The 15,807-nt window shown below is 45.8% G+C and carries 20 protein-coding genes; 9 read left to right on the top strand and 11 right to left on the bottom strand.

From position 1 onward, the window contains the following. From ACE1CM_RS12100 to ACE1CM_RS12075, 6 genes are all read right to left on the bottom strand, one after another. A partial coding sequence (locus tag ACE1CM_RS12100) for a hypothetical protein (protein WP_374877722.1) occupies window positions 1–204 on the bottom strand: 204 nt, incomplete at its 3' end. A gap of 111 nt (window positions 205–315) precedes the next feature. Beyond that, window positions 316–1,458, bottom strand: a complete 1,143-nt coding sequence (locus tag ACE1CM_RS12095) for an ATP-binding protein (protein ID WP_374877721.1) — start codon at window positions 1,456–1,458, stop codon at window positions 316–318. A gap of 244 nt (window positions 1,459–1,702) precedes the next feature. Then, window positions 1,703–1,891 carry a hypothetical protein gene (locus ACE1CM_RS12090; protein WP_374877720.1) on the bottom strand — a complete coding sequence of 63 codons (189 nt, stop codon included), beginning with the start codon at window positions 1,889–1,891 and terminating at the stop codon, window positions 1,703–1,705. An 8-nt stretch (window positions 1,892–1,899) separates the two neighbouring features. Further along, window positions 1,900–2,775, bottom strand: coding sequence for an AAA family ATPase (locus tag ACE1CM_RS12085; protein WP_374877719.1), 876 nt, complete (start codon window positions 2,773–2,775; stop codon window positions 1,900–1,902). After that, entirely contained in the window at window positions 2,732–2,944 is a 213-nt protein-coding gene (locus ACE1CM_RS12080; RefSeq protein WP_374877718.1) for a hypothetical protein, read from the bottom strand. The genes ACE1CM_RS12085 and ACE1CM_RS12080 overlap by 44 nt, the downstream gene beginning before the upstream one ends. 171 nt (window positions 2,945–3,115) lie before the next feature. After that, window positions 3,116–3,325, bottom strand: coding sequence for a hypothetical protein (locus ACE1CM_RS12075; protein WP_374877717.1), 210 nt, complete (start codon window positions 3,323–3,325; stop codon window positions 3,116–3,118). A 136-nt stretch (window positions 3,326–3,461) separates the two neighbouring features. Between ACE1CM_RS12075 and ACE1CM_RS12070 the strand changes: the two genes are divergently transcribed. Further along, on the top strand, window positions 3,462–3,767 hold the full coding sequence (locus tag ACE1CM_RS12070) for a hypothetical protein (protein WP_374877716.1): 306 nt from the start codon (window positions 3,462–3,464) through the stop codon (window positions 3,765–3,767). Window positions 3,768–3,996: 229 nt separating this feature from the next. Here ACE1CM_RS12070 and ACE1CM_RS12065 read toward each other — a convergent pair whose 3' ends face one another. Then, entirely contained in the window at window positions 3,997–4,239 is a 243-nt protein-coding gene (locus ACE1CM_RS12065) for a hypothetical protein (protein ID WP_374877715.1), read from the bottom strand. Between the two features lie 198 nt (window positions 4,240–4,437). Here ACE1CM_RS12065 and ACE1CM_RS12060 point away from each other — a divergent pair, with 198 nt between their 5' ends. From ACE1CM_RS12060 to ACE1CM_RS12045, 4 genes are read left to right on the top strand one after another with little or no spacing between them, the layout of a single operon-like run. Then, window positions 4,438–4,650 (top strand): helix-turn-helix domain-containing protein, encoded by a 213-nt coding sequence (locus tag ACE1CM_RS12060; RefSeq protein WP_374877714.1) that lies wholly within the window; start codon window positions 4,438–4,440, stop codon window positions 4,648–4,650. A gap of 21 nt (window positions 4,651–4,671) precedes the next feature. Then, window positions 4,672–4,884: a helix-turn-helix domain-containing protein gene (locus ACE1CM_RS12055; RefSeq protein ID WP_374877713.1), complete on the top strand. Its 213-nt coding sequence runs from the start codon at window positions 4,672–4,674 to the stop codon at window positions 4,882–4,884. 21 nt (window positions 4,885–4,905) lie between these two features. Next, window positions 4,906–5,118 carry a helix-turn-helix domain-containing protein gene (locus ACE1CM_RS12050; RefSeq protein ID WP_374877712.1) on the top strand — a complete coding sequence of 71 codons (213 nt, stop codon included), beginning with the start codon at window positions 4,906–4,908 and terminating at the stop codon, window positions 5,116–5,118. A gap of 18 nt (window positions 5,119–5,136) precedes the next feature. Next, entirely contained in the window at window positions 5,137–5,391 is a 255-nt protein-coding gene (locus tag ACE1CM_RS12045; protein ID WP_374877711.1) for a helix-turn-helix domain-containing protein, read from the top strand. Window positions 5,392–5,614: 223 nt separating this feature from the next. On the opposite strand, the gene ACE1CM_RS12040 is transcribed toward ACE1CM_RS12045, so the two are convergent. Both ACE1CM_RS12040 and ACE1CM_RS12035 read right to left on the bottom strand, forming a co-directional pair. Then, complete coding sequence (locus ACE1CM_RS12040) at window positions 5,615–6,052, bottom strand: tellurite resistance TerB family protein (RefSeq protein ID WP_374877710.1); 438 nt, start codon at window positions 6,050–6,052, stop codon at window positions 5,615–5,617. 51 nt (window positions 6,053–6,103) lie between these two features. Next, complete coding sequence (locus tag ACE1CM_RS12035) at window positions 6,104–7,027, bottom strand: histone deacetylase (RefSeq protein WP_374877709.1); 924 nt, start codon at window positions 7,025–7,027, stop codon at window positions 6,104–6,106. Window positions 7,028–7,210: 183 nt separating this feature from the next. On the opposite strand from ACE1CM_RS12035, the gene gyrA reads away from it, so the two are divergent. Continuing rightward, window positions 7,211–9,760 carry a DNA gyrase subunit A gene (gene gyrA / locus ACE1CM_RS12030; RefSeq protein ID WP_374877708.1) on the top strand — a complete coding sequence of 850 codons (2,550 nt, stop codon included), beginning with the start codon at window positions 7,211–7,213 and terminating at the stop codon, window positions 9,758–9,760. 81 nt (window positions 9,761–9,841) lie between these two features. Here the strand turns inward: gyrA and ACE1CM_RS12025 are convergent, their stop codons facing one another. After that, window positions 9,842–11,866, bottom strand: coding sequence for a Calx-beta domain-containing protein (locus tag ACE1CM_RS12025; protein ID WP_374877707.1), 2,025 nt, complete (start codon window positions 11,864–11,866; stop codon window positions 9,842–9,844). Window positions 11,867–12,226: 360 nt separating this feature from the next. Here ACE1CM_RS12025 and lnt point away from each other — a divergent pair, with 360 nt between their 5' ends. Together lnt and ACE1CM_RS12015 are read left to right on the top strand one after the other, a co-directional pair. Then, complete coding sequence (lnt, locus tag ACE1CM_RS12020) at window positions 12,227–13,882, top strand: apolipoprotein N-acyltransferase (RefSeq protein ID WP_374877706.1); 1,656 nt, start codon at window positions 12,227–12,229, stop codon at window positions 13,880–13,882. Continuing rightward, window positions 13,870–14,031, top strand: coding sequence for a hypothetical protein (locus ACE1CM_RS12015; protein WP_374877705.1), 162 nt, complete (start codon window positions 13,870–13,872; stop codon window positions 14,029–14,031). Before lnt ends, ACE1CM_RS12015 begins: the two co-directional genes overlap by 13 nt. Before the next feature lie 220 nt (window positions 14,032–14,251). On the opposite strand, the gene tsaB is transcribed toward ACE1CM_RS12015, so the two are convergent. Then, window positions 14,252–14,893 carry a tRNA (adenosine(37)-N6)-threonylcarbamoyltransferase complex dimerization subunit type 1 TsaB gene (gene tsaB, locus ACE1CM_RS12010; protein ID WP_374877704.1) on the bottom strand — a complete coding sequence of 214 codons (642 nt, stop codon included), beginning with the start codon at window positions 14,891–14,893 and terminating at the stop codon, window positions 14,252–14,254. Window positions 14,894–15,120: 227 nt separating this feature from the next. On the opposite strand from tsaB, the gene ACE1CM_RS12005 reads away from it, so the two are divergent. Beyond that, a complete protein-coding gene (locus ACE1CM_RS12005; protein ID WP_374877703.1) occupies window positions 15,121–15,801 on the top strand; it encodes a Uma2 family endonuclease in 681 nt (226 codons plus the stop codon). Window positions 15,802–15,807 lie beyond the last annotated feature (6 nt).

Raw genomic sequence — 15,807 nt, 5'->3', positions numbered from 1 at the left:
AACTTCTTCGGTTCTCCCCTTCGTAACTTCTTCGGTTCTCCCCTTCGTAACTTCTTCGGTTCTCCCCTTCGTAACTTCTTCGGTTCTCCCCTTCGTAACTTCTTCGGTTCTCCCCTTCGTAACTTCTTCGCTTCTCCCCTTCGTAACTTCTTCGCTTCTCCCCTTCGCAAGGGGGGTTAGGGGGGATCGGATCTGTAGCATCAAGGCGGGAAAATGATATTAGACCTCTCGATAAAATAAACTCAAGGGCAGGCAGGATGCCTACCCCACAAGAGTTATTGCAGAGGTGTTTTGTCAGTGAATGGCGCGGCATTTTCATCTTTGCTCTACCCAGCGGCGAAACAGTTCTACAATGATGTGAATTCGCCCATCTGTTTCTCGCACCACATCGTGGCGCTGGAGATTTTTGATTGGGGCTTGCAAATTTTGGCAATTTGTGGTAAGGGATTGAGCGATCGCATCGAGAGATAGACCTTGGGGATGGGGAGCAATCGCGCGTAGTATAGTCTGTTGTAGAGCAGCACCCCGCACCGCCTGACCCCAAACCCCATCAAAGTAGTAGCGTCCTCGCTTGAAGAATTCGGGGTCATTGACGACGGTTTGCACATCTTCGACGGTGAAAACATGGTTGCGGGGGCGTCCTTGCTCAAAAACTTGGTCGTTGTAGCGGCGAACTAATTGGAAACCAACTAACTGAACGAGATAGGGTTGTCCAGCAGTTAAATCGTAAATTAGATCTAATGATTCGGGAGTGTAATCGAGGAGGAAATCTGGATCGGGGTTGGCTAAGATTTGACGAGTAGCGGCACGATTTTGGCAACCGACGGCGATAGGGATAACACTGGCGAAAAAGGGTTGAAAGTAATCCGCTGTCATTTCTTCTAAAGCATGCAAACCCGCGAAAGCAAAGGCGATTTTAGTACTCATTTGCACGAGTCCTCTGAGAAATCCCATAAAGTCTGGAGGGATTTTTCCGGTTTCAATTAGTTCTTCGATTTTCTCGAATTCGTCTAAGGCGATAATTAAACCCTGTAGAGACGTTACATGTAACGTCTCTACAACCTGTTTTAAATAGCGTTCAAAAGTACGATAGGGAAGGTTTAGCAAATTATCATCGGGTGGGGGTGGCAGATTTACAGCAACAGATATTTCATCGCTAATTGCCATCAGCACTTCCCCAACGCCTTGGGGGCTATCTCCTAAACGCAGCAGGTTGACATAAGCGACTTTTACTCCTGAACCTAAACGGTTAGTAATGTTGAGTAGGATAGAGGTTTTGCCCATGCGTCGGTGTCCGTAGATTACTACAGATTGCAGACTGTGACTCATTATCCAGAGTTCTTCTAGCTGTCTGATTATGTCTTCTCGCCCGACAAAAAGATTGCCTACAACTGGGTCGCCTATGATGTAGGGATTAGTAACAGGTTTGCAAAAGCGTTGACATACACTTATAACCATTTTCAGTCAAATCAATAGAAGGTAGGGGCACGGCATCGATAATTTTTGTCGCTAAGCGCAAGGTTTTTCGGATGCCGTGCCCGTACAATGTGGCGTTGCACCCATTTGGAAACTGCTGTAATTTTTGGCTGCAAACGATCTCATTCAGGCGCATAACCCGCCCGGAAATAAATTTCCCAGGCGAGTAGTCCAACCGCATAACCCGCCCGGAAATGAATTTCCGGGCTAATAGCTTAAGTCCATTTCAATGGACTAAAAATTTGTATTCAGTCCACTGAAGTGGACTTGGGCTATTAACCAAAGATTTTAATCCCTGGCGGTTGTCGCTATCAGCCAAAGATTTTAATCCCTGGCGGTTGTCGCTATTAACCAAAGATTTTAATCCCTGGCGGGTGGAAACGACAGATAAAGATGCTGCAAAATGCCATTTCATTGCCCACCTTACAAATAACGGGAATAAGTTCGATAACACAACTGCATCAGTCGTCGGGGATGACCACCGCTTTCCTGCACTAGCTGGTTGATTTCTTCCTCAGTAAAACACACCGAAGTTTTAGCCAAACGGGCTGTAATAAAAGCGCGGATAGTGGTTTCGTTCCAAGGTTTTATCTCCTCTTCCAGACAAATGCCCGCAAGAGGAGATGTCTTGCTTCCATCTTGACTATCTTTAAACAGGTCGTCGAGGGGTTCGCTGGCAGCTAAAATTAATTTCAGCGGCGCATCGCTGCCTTCTGCTAAACCGCGCAGACGATCTCTGATTTGGCGCGTAAATCCGTTCCAGGTCAGTTTCCCCACATTGTCTAAAGCTAGCAGGATTCGATGGGATTTCAAAGCGCGATTGAGCCTATTGCCTTTAGATTCGGCAATACCGAGATCCTGACACAAAGTGCTGTAGAAATCATCCTCATCATCAACTAAATTCAGGTCGAGAAAAACAGGCTGGCGCGGTGAGTAAAGGCGAGTTTCCGCCTGTTGGCAAATTGCCCATAGCAATGAAGATTTGCCAATCCCTTCCTCGCCGATGAGGGCGACACTACTCCCGCTGTTGAGGATTTCAAAGATTCGGTCAATTTCTTGCTTGCGATCAAAGAACTGTTTTCGATCTGTTACGATTCCGGTTGGAGGAATAAAGGGGTTGGTCAGTGGATTTTCGCAATTAGGGATATTCTCGGAATTGTTCGCCGTTCCAAGTTGTTGGGGAGAAGGTATGATTTGGGCTGATTGTTGTTGATAGCGGTATTCGATTGGTGATTTAAAATTGGTTTTAGTTACCTTAGTTACTAAAACCTTTGTGATTTTTTTTGCATATTTTTGCACCGAATGCTCTCACATGTTGCTCAGTCACATAAGTATTGATCGCAATTTTTACATAATCTTCATTTTCCCAACAACCCAGAAATATTTTTGTTTCTAATTGATTTAAAACTTCGTTGTTCTGTTGCTCGAAAAGAGAATTAATGAATTTCAAAGCTTCTTCTGGGTTCATTGGCGGTCATGAAATTGGCAGAATGAATTTGGATTATGGCTTGGATCGATCTCGCTTTGCCATCCATCCCGCCCGGAAATAAATTTCCGGGCTAATAGCTTAAGTCCACTTGAGTGGACTGAAATGCTTTAATAGTCCTCTTTCAGAGGACTTTAGCTATTAGCCAGGGGTTTAAACCCCTGGCGGGTGATCGATTGGCGGGTGATCGATTGGCGGGCGATCGATTGGCGGGCGATCGATTGGCGGGCGATCGATTGGCGGGCGATCGATTGGCGGGCGATCGATTGGCGGGCGATCGATTGGCGGGCGATCGATTGGCGGGTGATGCACCCAGGGCGAGGTCTGAATCTGAGAAATTATCTTTGTATAATACTTTACCATACAAACCAACATTATCCTACTTTCACCTACAAAAATTTCAGCATTTAAGGTTCCTACAAAAGCCAACCCACAGTATCCAACTCCCAAGTCATCATGGTTCTATCAACAAAACACACGAAAACGAGGAATTAAAATCATGATGAACCAATCTCCGAAAATTTACCAAGCTTCCGCCCAGCAATTGCCAGCAAATCAGTTACTTCGCTGCGAAATAGCCGCAGCAAAACCACAACAACTTATTTGTACAACCGAAGCTGTAACATCTGCCCAGCTTCCACTGTTAGATCCAAATACATTATTGGAAGTGGGAGGTAGTACAACGGCAATTATCTTATCCATTGCTTTTCTGATTCTGGCTTTGGCTGAATATAATAAGGTCTTTGTACCCGTGATGCTGCAAAAGGTAGAAGAAAAGCAAAGACTAAATAACCCACTGGAATAATTCGGTGACAAATCGCGGGTTCTGGGCGAAGCTTGAGGGATATAGGCTGTTTGCGAAATGCTTAAATTGTTGCCTTCATGCTTCGCGCGATATGCCTCCGGTACGCGGCGCGTGAAGCGAAGCTATCGCGCAAGCGAATCCCACAACCAAAAAAAACAAAAAACGCCCCAAAAAAGGGCCAATTTTTAGGCCAAATTGTTCAGAAATTGCATCTAACAGCGAGTAATTTCTACCGTTTGAGAAGGTTGTTTGGCGATCGCGATATGCCTCCGGCACGCTGCGCTAACGCACTATCGCTATCTAATGGCAGGTCAAAAACAATACTGAAAGGGACATTTGGACACATCTGCCGAATTAACCGCAGATGATCTTCTGCATCGTTGCGGCGACGAAAGCGACCAACAACTATCCGTTGCAAATTGGGCAAATGGCGAATAATACACCAAGGAGTCAGCCTCTCTCTGTACGTCATGCACCCCTCCCTGTCGCTGAAAACCAAGGGAAAACGGGTGCAGCCGTCAAGAGTGGCTGCGGTGTTGATATCATGGAAGATGCCTCCATTTGTTTGGTGGATAACTGGTAATCGCCCTTCAGTTTCTGAGGCCGCAGGGCGATTACTTTTAGGACATTTATATTAAATGACTAATATCAGTCATATGTCAATGAGTATATGGGCTTAGTGCGGTTGCGGATTCGCGAGTTCGCTGAAGAGAGAGGTTGGACACTAAAAGAAGTTTCTGAGCGTTCAGGTGTTGTTTATAGCACTCTCAGAACCTATGCTCGTTCTCCTGGATTAGCAACTGTTGATGTGACAGCGCTACAAAAGCTGGCTCGCACGTTTGATGTAATGATGGAAGATTTAATTGAAGTGGTGGAAGAGTAAGCGATCGCCTACGGAGTCAGAATGGGGCTATTTAGGCTGCGGATTCGAGAACTAGCTGAGGAGAAGGGCTGGACGCTTAAAGAGGTTGCTATAAGAGCAGGCATTCCCTACAGTACCATCACGACGTATGCTCGTTCTAATGGAATGACAACGGCTGACGTGTTAGCGCTGCAAAAGCTAGCGAGAACGTTTGATGTGCTGATAGAAGATTTGATTGAAGTCGTCGAGGAGTAAGCGATCGCCGACAAAGTTACAATGGGGCTATTCAAGGTGCGGATTCGAGAACTAGCTGAGGAGAAGGGCTGGACGCTTAAAGAGGTTGCTATAAGAGCAGGCATTCCCTACAGTACCATCACGACGTATGCGAGATCAAATGGGATGGCGATGGCGGATGTGTTAGCGCTACAAAAGAAAGCTCGCACGTTTGATGTGCTGATAGAAGATTTAATAGAAGTCGTAGAAGAGTAAGCGATCGCTGACAATTATATGGGATTAGTCAGGTTGCGGATTCGCGAGTTCGCCCAAGAGAGAGGTTGGACACTTAAGGAAGTTTCCGATCGTTCAGGCGTTGTCTATAGCACTCTCAGAACCTACGCCCGTTCTCCTGGATTAGCAACTGTTGATGTGACAGCGCTACAAAAGCTGGCTCGCACGTTTGATGTGATGATGGAAGATTTAATTGAAGTGGTGGAAAGTTTCATCGCCAGCACAAAGTTTTTCTTTAGCCTTAGTCCCTACTAATAATGATTCAGATGCTACACCAAATGTGTCGTACTCTGCTGGAAGAGAGCACCCTACAGATAGAGGCTTTGCGTAAGTCCTGAGTGAGCGATCGCAGACCAAATATTGTTTCCGATTGCATCTAAATGATTAAAATTGCTGGTAGGGGCACGGCAACAGAAAATCTTCTGGTTAAGAGCAAAGTCTATTGATGCCGTGCCCCTACAATAACACAATAACTGATTTAAACAACCATCAAATCGGCGAGAATTTCCTGGGCTACTGTATTATCAATTCCCAAAGCTTGCTGAAGATTCGATATAAAATCTTCCTCCGCTTCAGGAATACTCCCATCGACTAAAACAACTTCAACAGCTGCTTCAAAAGCCGTTTCTACCCAATCTTCTGAAATCGATTCTACTGCCAAATTAAACAAAGCCTCGATGCCGTCGGTGTCGTAAATATCGGTGAATTTATCCACCATTGCTTGCAATTCTTCATCTGCATAATTCTCATACAGTTCTAGATTCGACAGAATATCGTTGAATACTTCTATTTCCTCATCTGTGACTTCACCGTTGGCAAAGGTAGCAGCAAATACAATCGCTGCCACCGCTTCTTCTGGACTGAGAACTATTTCGCTGTCGGTTTCAGTCTGCAATTCTTCGTCACTGTTTCCCATGATGGTTTTCTACTCAACAGCGGTAAACTTTGCTGTATAATAAGATACAAATTACTGCTCGATTAAACAGCGTTCGATGGTGGCTACGACGGACTGGGCGAGGGCGCGCAAATCGTAGCCACCTTCTAAGCCAAACAGTATACGACGAGTTAACTGCAAGCAATAATCTGTAAACAGCCCGTAATCTTCGGGTTGCAGGTTCATACTTGCTAGGGGATCGGCGGCATTGGCGTCGTACCCGGCGCTGACAATTAACAAATCGGGGCGAAATTTGCCTAAAAACGGCATTATTTGCGATTCAAACCCCTGCCGATACTCTGCAACTGCGCTGCCCGGTTTGATGGGAATATTTAACACGTTATTGTGCGCCCCTCGTTCCTGGGCGCCGCCGGTACCCGGATAGCAAGGAGATTGGTGCAGGGAACAGTAGGCAATTTGGGGATGATTTTCCACGATATCTTGAGTGCCGTTGCCGTGATGCACGTCCCAGTCTAGGATGGCAACGCGGGAGATGCCTGGTTGTTCTAGGGCGTAGTAAGCGGCGATCGCTGCATTGGAAAACAAACAAAACCCCATTCCTCTGACACTTTCAGCATGGTGTCCGGGGGGACGCGCCAGGACAAACGCGGGGTTACCAGTAGCGACAACGCGATCGATTCCATCCAACCAAGCACTCACCGCCAACAACGCGATCGCGTAACTGCGGGCAGAAATCGGCGTATCCCCATCCAAGTATCCGCCGCCAGAGGTGGCGATCGCTTCCACCAGTTCGACGTAGTTGGGCGAGTGAATTTTTTGCACTAGGGGTAGGGGCGATCGCGTCTCTACTGGCGTCGGTAACTCCCAGGATAATTTTTCCGCCCAAGGCACGGTTTTTAATGCCTCTACAATCGCCGTCAGACGTTCCGGTCGTTCTGGGTGAAAACGACCTGTATCGTGATACAGAAATTCATCGGAGTAAATAATAGGCACCATAGCTAATGGCTAATTGCTAATTGCTAATTGTAGCGATTACCCATTCCCGATTACCCATTACCAAAGCCCAAATGTGATACAATTTTAATGATATTTGCAATTTCTTTGAAGTCAAAGTCGCAAAATTAGCATCATTTTGAATTTTAGCGGCTTAAATCTCGCGATTTTGGAGTTTTTCACAGTATGACCACTTCCCAGGAGCGGATTATCCCCACAGATTTGGGGAATGAAATGTCCCGGTCTTACTTAGAGTACGCGATGAGCGTAATCGTAGGACGGGCACTACCAGATGCTAGGGATGGTCTAAAACCTGTGCATCGGCGCATACTTTACGCGATGCACGAATTAGGTTTAACTTCAGACCGCCCTTACAGGAAATGCGCCCGCGTCGTCGGGGAAGTGTTGGGTAAATATCACCCCCACGGGGATACGGCGGTGTACGATGCCTTGGTGCGGATGGCGCAGGATTTTTCCATGCGATCGCCCCTAATTGACGGTCACGGTAACTTCGGTTCGGTAGACAACGACCCCCCCGCCGCAATGCGCTACACCGAGTGCCGCCTCAGCGCCCTAACAGGCGAGGCGATGTTGCGGGATATTGAGTCGGAAACCGTTGATTTTGCCGATAATTTCGACGCTTCCCAGCAAGAACCCATAGTATTACCCGCCCGCGTTCCCCAATTATTGCTCAACGGTTCCTCTGGTATCGCCGTGGGCATGGCAACCAACATCCCACCCCATAATTTGGGAGAATTAATTGACGGCTTGGTGGCACTGATCCACAATCCAGAAATTACCGATATCCAGCTAATGCGCTATATCCCCGGCCCAGATTTTCCTACAGGTGGAAAAATATTGGGAACCTCGGCAATCAAAGAAGCATACACCGGGGGAAGAGGTTCGATTACAATGCGCGGCGTAGCGCAAATCGAGACGATCGAACACCGCGGCAGACAGGATCGGGAAGCAATAATCATCACCGAATTGCCTTACCAGACCAATAAAGCGGCGCTGATCGAAAAAATCGCCGAAATGGTGAACGATAAGAAACTGGAAGGCATCGCCGATATCCGGGATGAAAGCGATCGCGACGGAATGCGCGTCGTCATCGAACTCAAGCGCGACGCCTTCCCCAAAGTGGTGCTGAATAACCTGTATAAACAGACACCTTTACAGGCGAATTTCGGGGCGAACATGCTGGCGTTGGTGAACAGCGAACCCCAGCTATTGTCGCTCAAACAATTCCTAAGCGTATTCTTGGATTTCCGCATAGAGACAGTAACAAAGAGAACGCAATACGAACTGCGGAAAGCGGAAGAAAGAGACCACCTACTGCAAGGGTTATTAATCGCCCTACTGAACTTAGATGAAATAGTCCACCTAATTCGCAACGCCGCCGACACGCCGACGGCGCGGCAAGAATTGATGGATAGATATGGACTTTCGGAAGTGCAAGCAGATGCAATATTGCAAATGCAACTGCGGCGATTAACTGCATTAGAAGCAGAAAAAATTCGGCTAGAACACGAACAATTGCAAGCGCAGATTGCGGATTTGCAAGATATATTAGCGCGGCGAGATCGCATCCTAGAAATCATCGAAACCGAAGCGAAAGAACTGAAAGAAAGATTTGCCACGCCGCGCCGCACCGAAATCGAACACGCCGAAGGAGAAATCGACGATACCGACTTAATTGCCAACGAAAAAGCCTTAATCTTAGTAACAGAACAAGGGTACATCAAGCGGATGCCGGTTAACACCTTCGAGGCGCAAAGTCGCGCCACGCGGGGTAAAGCGGCAACCAAAATGAAAGAAGATGATGGAGTAGAACATTTCCTCACTTGTTGCGACCACGATACCGTATTGTTATTTAGCGAAAAAGGCGTTGTTTACTGCCTAAGAGCATATCAAATACCAGTAGGATCGCGCGTCAGTCGGGGAACCCCGATCGTGCAAATGCTGCCGATCCCCAGAGAAGAAAAAATCACATCCATCGTGGCGGTGAGCGAATTTACCAGCGAAGAATATTTGGTGATGCTAACCAAACGCGGTTACATCAAAAAGACCGAATTATCCGCATTTAGCAACATTCGCGCCAACGGATTAATAGCTATTTCCTTAGAAGAAGGCGACCAACTGCGGTGGGTACGTCTCGCGAGAGTAGAAGATAGCATCATCATCGGATCGCGTCAGGGCATGGCAATACATTTTAAAGCGGAACACGAACAATTGCGCCCGCTGGGACGTGCAACAAGAGGCGTCAAAGCAATGTCCCTGCGCGAAGGCGACGAACTGATTGGGATGGATATTCTGCCAAGTTCAATAGTAGCTAATTTAACTCCAGAAACTGAAGAAACAGAAATTAGCGAAGAAGAAACCGAACTGACCAACGCAGATAATAGCTTGTGCGTGCTAGTGATTACAATGGGAGGATTTGGTAAGCGAGTACCCGTGACGCAATTCCGGTTACAAAATCGGGCAGGAATGGGATTAGTTGCAACTAAATTCCGCAAGCAAAACGATAAATTAGCCGCCTTACGAGTTGTGAACGAAGAAGATGAATTGATGATCGTCACCAATCGGGGGATTATTATTCGTCAAGTCGTGAATGCCATATCCATGCAATCGAGAATGGCAACAGGGGTACGAGTGCAACGCTTAGATGAAGACGATGCGATCGCAGCAGTTGCCCTAGTTCCTCCCACCAACGGCGACGAGGAAGAAAGCGAGTAAGAATTTGAGATTTGAGATGGCAGATTGCAGATTTGATCAAATCTGCAATCTTAAATCTGAAATCTCAAATTATCGATGAGGTTAATTCACATTCAATGACCAAGAAGCAAAAGAACCAACATCACTGCCAATTTCATCAGCAATCGTGAGTCGCCAGGTACCATCTGCCGACAAACCATTGAAGGTTGAGAGTGAGGGGAAACTCAAAAAACCATTCGTATTGGGGAAGTAGTTGCCACTGGGAATGAATGTGCCAAAAGAGTTAAGGTTGCCAGAAAAGGCATCGTTAAAACTGTAATTGCCATTCACGTCGTCACTACCACCCACATTGTCGAACAAAGTGACAGTTCTGCCGCTAGGAAGATGGGTTAAAGTAGCTCTTAAATCGCCCATCCATGTGTGTTGGAGGTCATCGATCGTCACCGTAACATTGCTAACCGTGAGTCCACCTGAGAGGAGGATATCACTGCTTACACCGATCGGATTGTTGTCAGGAATGTTAAACCGATCGTCATTGGCGATCGTTGCAATACCTTGATTATCAGCAATGGTAGCGTTAGTAGCATTACTCAGATTGAGGAAGAAAGTCTCATTATTCTCACCCAGCAGATCTCCCACAATTGGCACAGGGATGGTTTGAGTGGTCACCCCTGGATTAAAAGTCAGCGTGCCATTAGTTGGAGTGTAATCGCTTCCAGCAATAGCAGTGTTGTTTGCCGTCGCGTAATTCACCGTCACCACCCGATCCCTTGCCTGGGACAAAGTAACGTTAAACAGCAGGTTTTGAATACCAAAATTCCCTTCAGCGAGGGTGACATCGTTAATCGAAAGAGTGGGTTCGGGGTCGTCATTCAGAATCGTATAACTTGCAGTTTGTTGGATTCCCAGGGTTGTCCCACCAGTGGGATTAAGCAATCTCAAATTAATCGTTTCATTCTCTTCAAAATTGGGATCTCCCACAATCGGAAGTTCTACCGTTTTGGTCGTTTCCCCATTAGCGAAATTAACCGTAATCGGCAGATTATTCGTGAAGTCACTGGAAGTCGCAGTGCCTCCATCTTGCTGCACCTGCACGCTGGCATTCCCATTGCTACCACCCGTGCGCTGAATCACCGCGACGAGCGCATTATTTGTGCCGCTATTGCCCTCAAAACCGCTGTAATTAGCAGCTGTAAAAGAAAAGACTCCCGGCGTCATATCATCGTTGACAATCGTATAACTTGTCGTTTGTTGACTTCCCAGAGTTGCCCCACCTGTAGGATTGACCAACCTCAAATTAATCGTTTCATCTGGTTCAAAAACCGTATCCCCAACAATGGGAATTTCAATCGTTTTAGAAGTTTCCCCATTGACGAAGTTAACGCTAATTGGCAAATTATTCGTAAAGTCATCAGCACTCGCTGTTGAACCGAATTCCAACAGCACTTGCCCCCCCACATTGCCAATACTGCCGCCAGTGCGCTGAATCGTCGCTACAACTTTATTGACCGTGCCATTGTTGCCTTCATTGCCGCTCAAATTAGTCCCTGTAAATGAAAGCACACCAGCATTCGATGTATTTCCATTAGGAATAAAATGATTGCCCGTGATGCTATTAGCGTTAATTCCCGACAAGACAGCTAAATAATCACCCGTAACTTGGTCTTGGATAATCGTGCTGCTGGCATAGATACCGCTACCCTGAAATATATTCAGGTCTTCATACCTCGTCCCACCAATCAGCTGAATTAAATCGTTGCCGTTGCCAAAATCAGCAATCACATCTGCATCAGCGATACTTATGCCGCCAGTAGAGGCAAATCCTGACAACTCAGAACGCCTGCCGATGACGACGATATCATCCCCGCCGCCGCCATTAATTGTATCTGCCCCCAGATCGCCATAAAGCACATCGTTGCCATCATCGCCAAATACTTGGTCGTTACCTTGACCCCCGCGAACCGTATCATTTCCTTGCCCTCCACGCACAACATCATTGTCTTGATTGCCGTTGAGCAAGTCATCGCCTCCACCACCACCGACGATGTCATTTCCTTCCAGTCCCAGGATCGTGTCGTTCTCCGCAGAACCACTGAGAAAATCAGCATTTCCGGTTCCTGTAATCATAACAAAGTCCTTCTCCATACTGTTGGATCTTTGAGACTTATCTGCTATAATTCTCTACCCCTGCTAAACTAATCCGGAACCGATGCCGTAGTTGCCCCAATATTGGTAAAAATATTAACGAAACTTAATAAATAGCGCTGAACAGCCATCAATTAATCAAGTAATACAAAAGCTAAAAGCAAGATTACGCAAAGAACTGAAACATTACTCATAAGTCATAATGGTTTTGCTTTCCCTAGTCGTTCACGGGCGAGATTAAGTATTAAAAAGTACTTAAAACATTCTCAGTAATTTCCCTTAGGCGGTGCGATTAATGGGGATAATCTTGAAGTGACCTGGGAAGTTTGGCACTATTAACGAATGGGATTAAGCTTGTGGATTGCCCTAGTAGGCGGTATTTTGATGGGAAGCACCCCTGCACCTGTAGGGGCTTGGCCTTTGGCGTGGATTGCTTTGGCACCGCTGTGGGTGCAATTAATTAAAGCAGAAAGCAAAAACGAAAACTTGACAAGATTATCCTGGTGGCAACAGGATAAAACCTTAAAAAAGGAAGCAAAATCTTCTAATTTTAATTTCAAGTTTTTAATTTTGAATGCTTTAGCGTGGGGAGTAGGCTACCACGGCTTAGCCTTATCGTGGATATTGGGATTGCACCCGTTAACCTGGATGGGAATACCTTGGGTTGTGAGTCTGGCGATCGCACTGATCGCCCTAACATTATTCACCATCTGGGGAGCAGCATTAGTAATAACCTGGGCAATAACAACCAAAGCACTTTTCCACCTAATCCCAAATCCCCTGATTCGCATTTTAATAGGAACCGCACTCTGGTGCATTCTCGAATCAATTTGGAGTGCAGGGCCATTATGGTGGACATCATTATCGTATACCCAAAGCCCCCACAACCTAGCCATATTACACCTCGGACAAATCTCAGGTCCCAACACAATAACAGCCGCAATAGTAGCAGTAAACGGCCTCCTAGCCCAAGCCTGGATCAACCGCCCAAAACAAACAGACCCTCCCAACTCTTCCTCTGCGTCCTCTGCGTCTCTGCGGTTCATTCATAAAGGTTATTTAGCCACTAGCGCCGCACTATTAATTACTTTACACTTAATCGGATTTAGCCTCTACAACCAACCCTTAAACGACCAACCTAGTACCGCCCTAAAAATAGGAATTATTCAAGGAAACGTTCCCAACAGAATCAAATTCAACCCTGAAGGTTTTCGTAGCTCTTTAACAGGTTACACCAACGGTTATATAACCTTAGCCAAACAAGGAGTAGAAGCAATTTTAACCCCAGAAGGAGCATTATCATCGATTTGGACAGATCCACCTGCCACAAAAAACCCCCTTTACCAAGCAATTTTAGAAAAAGGTATAGTTGCATGGATAGGCGCACATCGCCCCAGAGAAAGCAGCTTCACAAACAGCTTATTTACCGTCACCGGAACAGGAGAAATCTTTAGCCGCTACGACAAAGTAAACTTAGTACCCTTTGGCGAATACATCCCCTTCGAGCAACTTTTAGGAGGATTCATCAACAGCATTTCAGCCATTGGAACCAGCCAAATTGCAGGAGGATCAAACCAATTATTTGATACCCCATTTGGTCGCGCAATTGTTGGGATTTGTTTTGATTCTGCATTTTCCAGACATTTCCAACGCCAAGCAGCAGCGGGGGGAGAATTTATCATCACTGCATCTAATAACGACCCATATAGCGCTGCGATGCAATTCCAACATCACGCACAGGATACCATGCGGGCAATTGAAACAAATCGATGGGCGGCGCGGGCAACAAATACGGGATATTCTGGGATTGTAGACCCGCATGGCAGAACTTTATGGATATCCGGACACAACACTTATGAAATTCGCGCAGGCACAATTTATCGCCGTCAAACCCAAACTTTATACGTGCGATGGGGAGATTGGTTAACCTTGCTTTTATTGGGATTAGTTGCGGTAAGTATTTCCTGGGTATTAGGTAAGAGGAAATGGAAAAAATAATTATTAATTACCTTTCAGCAAACAGCGAACAATTAATCAAAGAAAAACAGAGTTTAAATGCAGGTGATGCAAGCATGTCAGTTTTGCCAATCTACACCAACACCCTGAAGGGTGTGGCTATACAAACTAAGCCCGCCTTCGCGGGCTAAAGCTTTTAAAGCCTGCCTTCGGCAGGCTTTGTTTGTGTAGCTACACCCTTTAGGGTGTCGGCTACTCTCGTTGACATGCTCTTACGCACGGCGAACTCAGAAACCGGGTTTCTTCGTAGATCTCTGGTTTCCAAACCAAAGATTTTTCATAGAAACCCGGTTTCTTTGCGTAAGTCCTGTAAATATCAACTGTCAACTGTCAACTGTCAACTGTCAACTGTCAACTGTTAACCGGGTGCTGACCATAAAAAGGTATCGCTTCTGACCAATGAGGACGCAACCCTTTTTGCCAATCTAAATCAGCTAATTCTAATAATTCTAACACAGATGCACCCTGGTTGTTTTCACCTTTAATCAATTGATAAGAATTAGGCCAAGTTTCCAAAGTTTTTTGCCAAACATCTGGCTTCATCACATTGTCTGGCAATAGCTCAATTAAACCAGAATTATCTGATGAAACTTGATAAATTGCTGTAAATATTTCACCGCGATGGGCGTTCAACTCGACTGCAAGATCTTCTTGAACCTGGGGAGGTTGACGACTGGTGGAAGATCTCAGCCAAGCTACAGCTGCCAAAGTAGAAATCGCAAATAAAGGAATTTCTAATTGTTGGGCGAGGGTGCGAGCGGTGACGACGCCGATGCGCGTACCCGTGAAGCTTCCGGGGCCTTTTGCTACGGCGATAAATGCCAAATCTGCCCATGATTGGGGTTGGATAAATTCGGCTAAATATTGGTGCAAATGGGTGGAGAGTTCCCGACCTAAATCTTTTACTAAACAGCGTGAATCACCGGCAAAATTGCTGATGGCTAGACCTAATTCTGAAGTCGTTGTATGAAGTGCCAGGCTGTATTTAGTCATGAGCGATCGCTTCTACTATACTTAATATAGTAACCAATTTTTTCAAAATTCACTATTCTTCTTTAACTACAGTTGCAAAAATTTGTAAAAGCGGCGGAAATTATGCGATCGCTGCCTCGAAATCAAAATATTGATAATGCCTTCTACTTTTCAAACAGGTTCTAAGTTAAACAGCCTTGCCCAGCGCTAAAATAAACAAATAAACACCCAATGCTGCACCCAAAACCATGACCCTTATCAAAGAATTAGAGACTACCCAAGACATCCCAGAAGATGTTATATTTCCCCCTGGTGATTTATACAGCGACGAACCTCCCTTGGAAACCGAACTACATCTAGAGCAGATAATGCTCTTGCTCAAATGCCTAAAATGGTTGTGGCGAGACAGAAATGATTTCTACGCCGCTGGCAACCTTACCATCTACTATAGTCCTAACCAACGCAAATCAGAATTCTTCCGTGGACCAGACTTTTTCGTCGTGCTGGACACGGAACGCAAAACCCGTAAAAGTTGGGTAGTTTGGGAAGAAGATGGCAAATATCCTAATCTTATTTTAGAAATTATTTCCCCATCAACTGCTGATACTGATAAAGATTTTAAGAAAAAACTTTACCAAGATACCTTCCGCACCCACGATTATTTTTGGTTCGATCCTTACACTCAAGAATTCGCTGGTTTTCATTTAGTTGATGGTAAGTATCAACCTTTAGAACCAAACGATCGAGGACATTTATGGAGTCAGCAGCTAGGTTTATGTATGGGAATTCATCAGGGATTATTGCGATTTTTTACACCTGAAGGACAGTTAGTGCCAACACCAGAAGAAACCGCTGAACAAGCAACTCAAAAAGCCGAAAGATTGGCGGCAAAATTGCGGGAGTTAAATATCGATCCAGATACAATTTAAGCTCGC

The organism is Microseira sp. BLCC-F43, assembly GCF_041929235.1.
Lineage (GTDB): Bacteria > Cyanobacteriota > Cyanobacteriia > Cyanobacteriales > Aerosakkonemataceae > Microseira.
Note: the sequence above shows the minus strand (reverse complement) of the source record. Positions and strands in the feature narration are given on the sequence as shown.

What these genes read in the sequence shown, in the direction of transcription:
- ACE1CM_RS12095 (WP_374877721.1), bottom strand. Translation starts at nt 1,458, where the DNA reads ATGGTTATAAGTGTATGTCAACGCTTTTGCAAACCTGTTACTAATCCC.
- ACE1CM_RS12090 (WP_374877720.1), bottom strand. Translation starts at nt 1,891, where the DNA reads ATGAAATGGCATTTTGCAGCATCTTTATCTGTCGTTTCCACCCGCCAG.
- ACE1CM_RS12080 (WP_374877718.1), bottom strand. Translation starts at nt 2,944, where the DNA reads ATGAACCCAGAAGAAGCTTTGAAATTCATTAATTCTCTTTTCGAGCAA.
- ACE1CM_RS12075 (WP_374877717.1), bottom strand. Translation starts at nt 3,325, where the DNA reads ATGGTAAAGTATTATACAAAGATAATTTCTCAGATTCAGACCTCGCCC.
- ACE1CM_RS12070 (WP_374877716.1), top strand. Translation starts at nt 3,462, where the DNA reads ATGATGAACCAATCTCCGAAAATTTACCAAGCTTCCGCCCAGCAATTG.
- ACE1CM_RS12065 (WP_374877715.1), bottom strand. Translation starts at nt 4,239, where the DNA reads ATGACGTACAGAGAGAGGCTGACTCCTTGGTGTATTATTCGCCATTTG.
- ACE1CM_RS12060 (WP_374877714.1), top strand. Translation starts at nt 4,438, where the DNA reads ATGGGCTTAGTGCGGTTGCGGATTCGCGAGTTCGCTGAAGAGAGAGGT.
- ACE1CM_RS12055 (WP_374877713.1), top strand. Translation starts at nt 4,672, where the DNA reads ATGGGGCTATTTAGGCTGCGGATTCGAGAACTAGCTGAGGAGAAGGGC.
- ACE1CM_RS12050 (WP_374877712.1), top strand. Translation starts at nt 4,906, where the DNA reads ATGGGGCTATTCAAGGTGCGGATTCGAGAACTAGCTGAGGAGAAGGGC.
- ACE1CM_RS12045 (WP_374877711.1), top strand. Translation starts at nt 5,137, where the DNA reads ATGGGATTAGTCAGGTTGCGGATTCGCGAGTTCGCCCAAGAGAGAGGT.
- ACE1CM_RS12040 (WP_374877710.1), bottom strand. Translation starts at nt 6,052, where the DNA reads ATGGGAAACAGTGACGAAGAATTGCAGACTGAAACCGACAGCGAAATA.
- ACE1CM_RS12035 (WP_374877709.1), bottom strand. Translation starts at nt 7,027, where the DNA reads ATGGTGCCTATTATTTACTCCGATGAATTTCTGTATCACGATACAGGT.
- gyrA (WP_374877708.1), top strand. Translation starts at nt 7,211, where the DNA reads ATGACCACTTCCCAGGAGCGGATTATCCCCACAGATTTGGGGAATGAA.
- ACE1CM_RS12025 (WP_374877707.1), bottom strand. Translation starts at nt 11,866, where the DNA reads ATGATTACAGGAACCGGAAATGCTGATTTTCTCAGTGGTTCTGCGGAG.
- lnt (WP_374877706.1), top strand. Translation starts at nt 12,227, where the DNA reads ATGGGATTAAGCTTGTGGATTGCCCTAGTAGGCGGTATTTTGATGGGA.
- ACE1CM_RS12015 (WP_374877705.1), top strand. Translation starts at nt 13,870, where the DNA reads ATGGAAAAAATAATTATTAATTACCTTTCAGCAAACAGCGAACAATTA.
- tsaB (WP_374877704.1), bottom strand. Translation starts at nt 14,893, where the DNA reads ATGACTAAATACAGCCTGGCACTTCATACAACGACTTCAGAATTAGGT.
- ACE1CM_RS12005 (WP_374877703.1), top strand. Translation starts at nt 15,121, where the DNA reads ATGACCCTTATCAAAGAATTAGAGACTACCCAAGACATCCCAGAAGAT.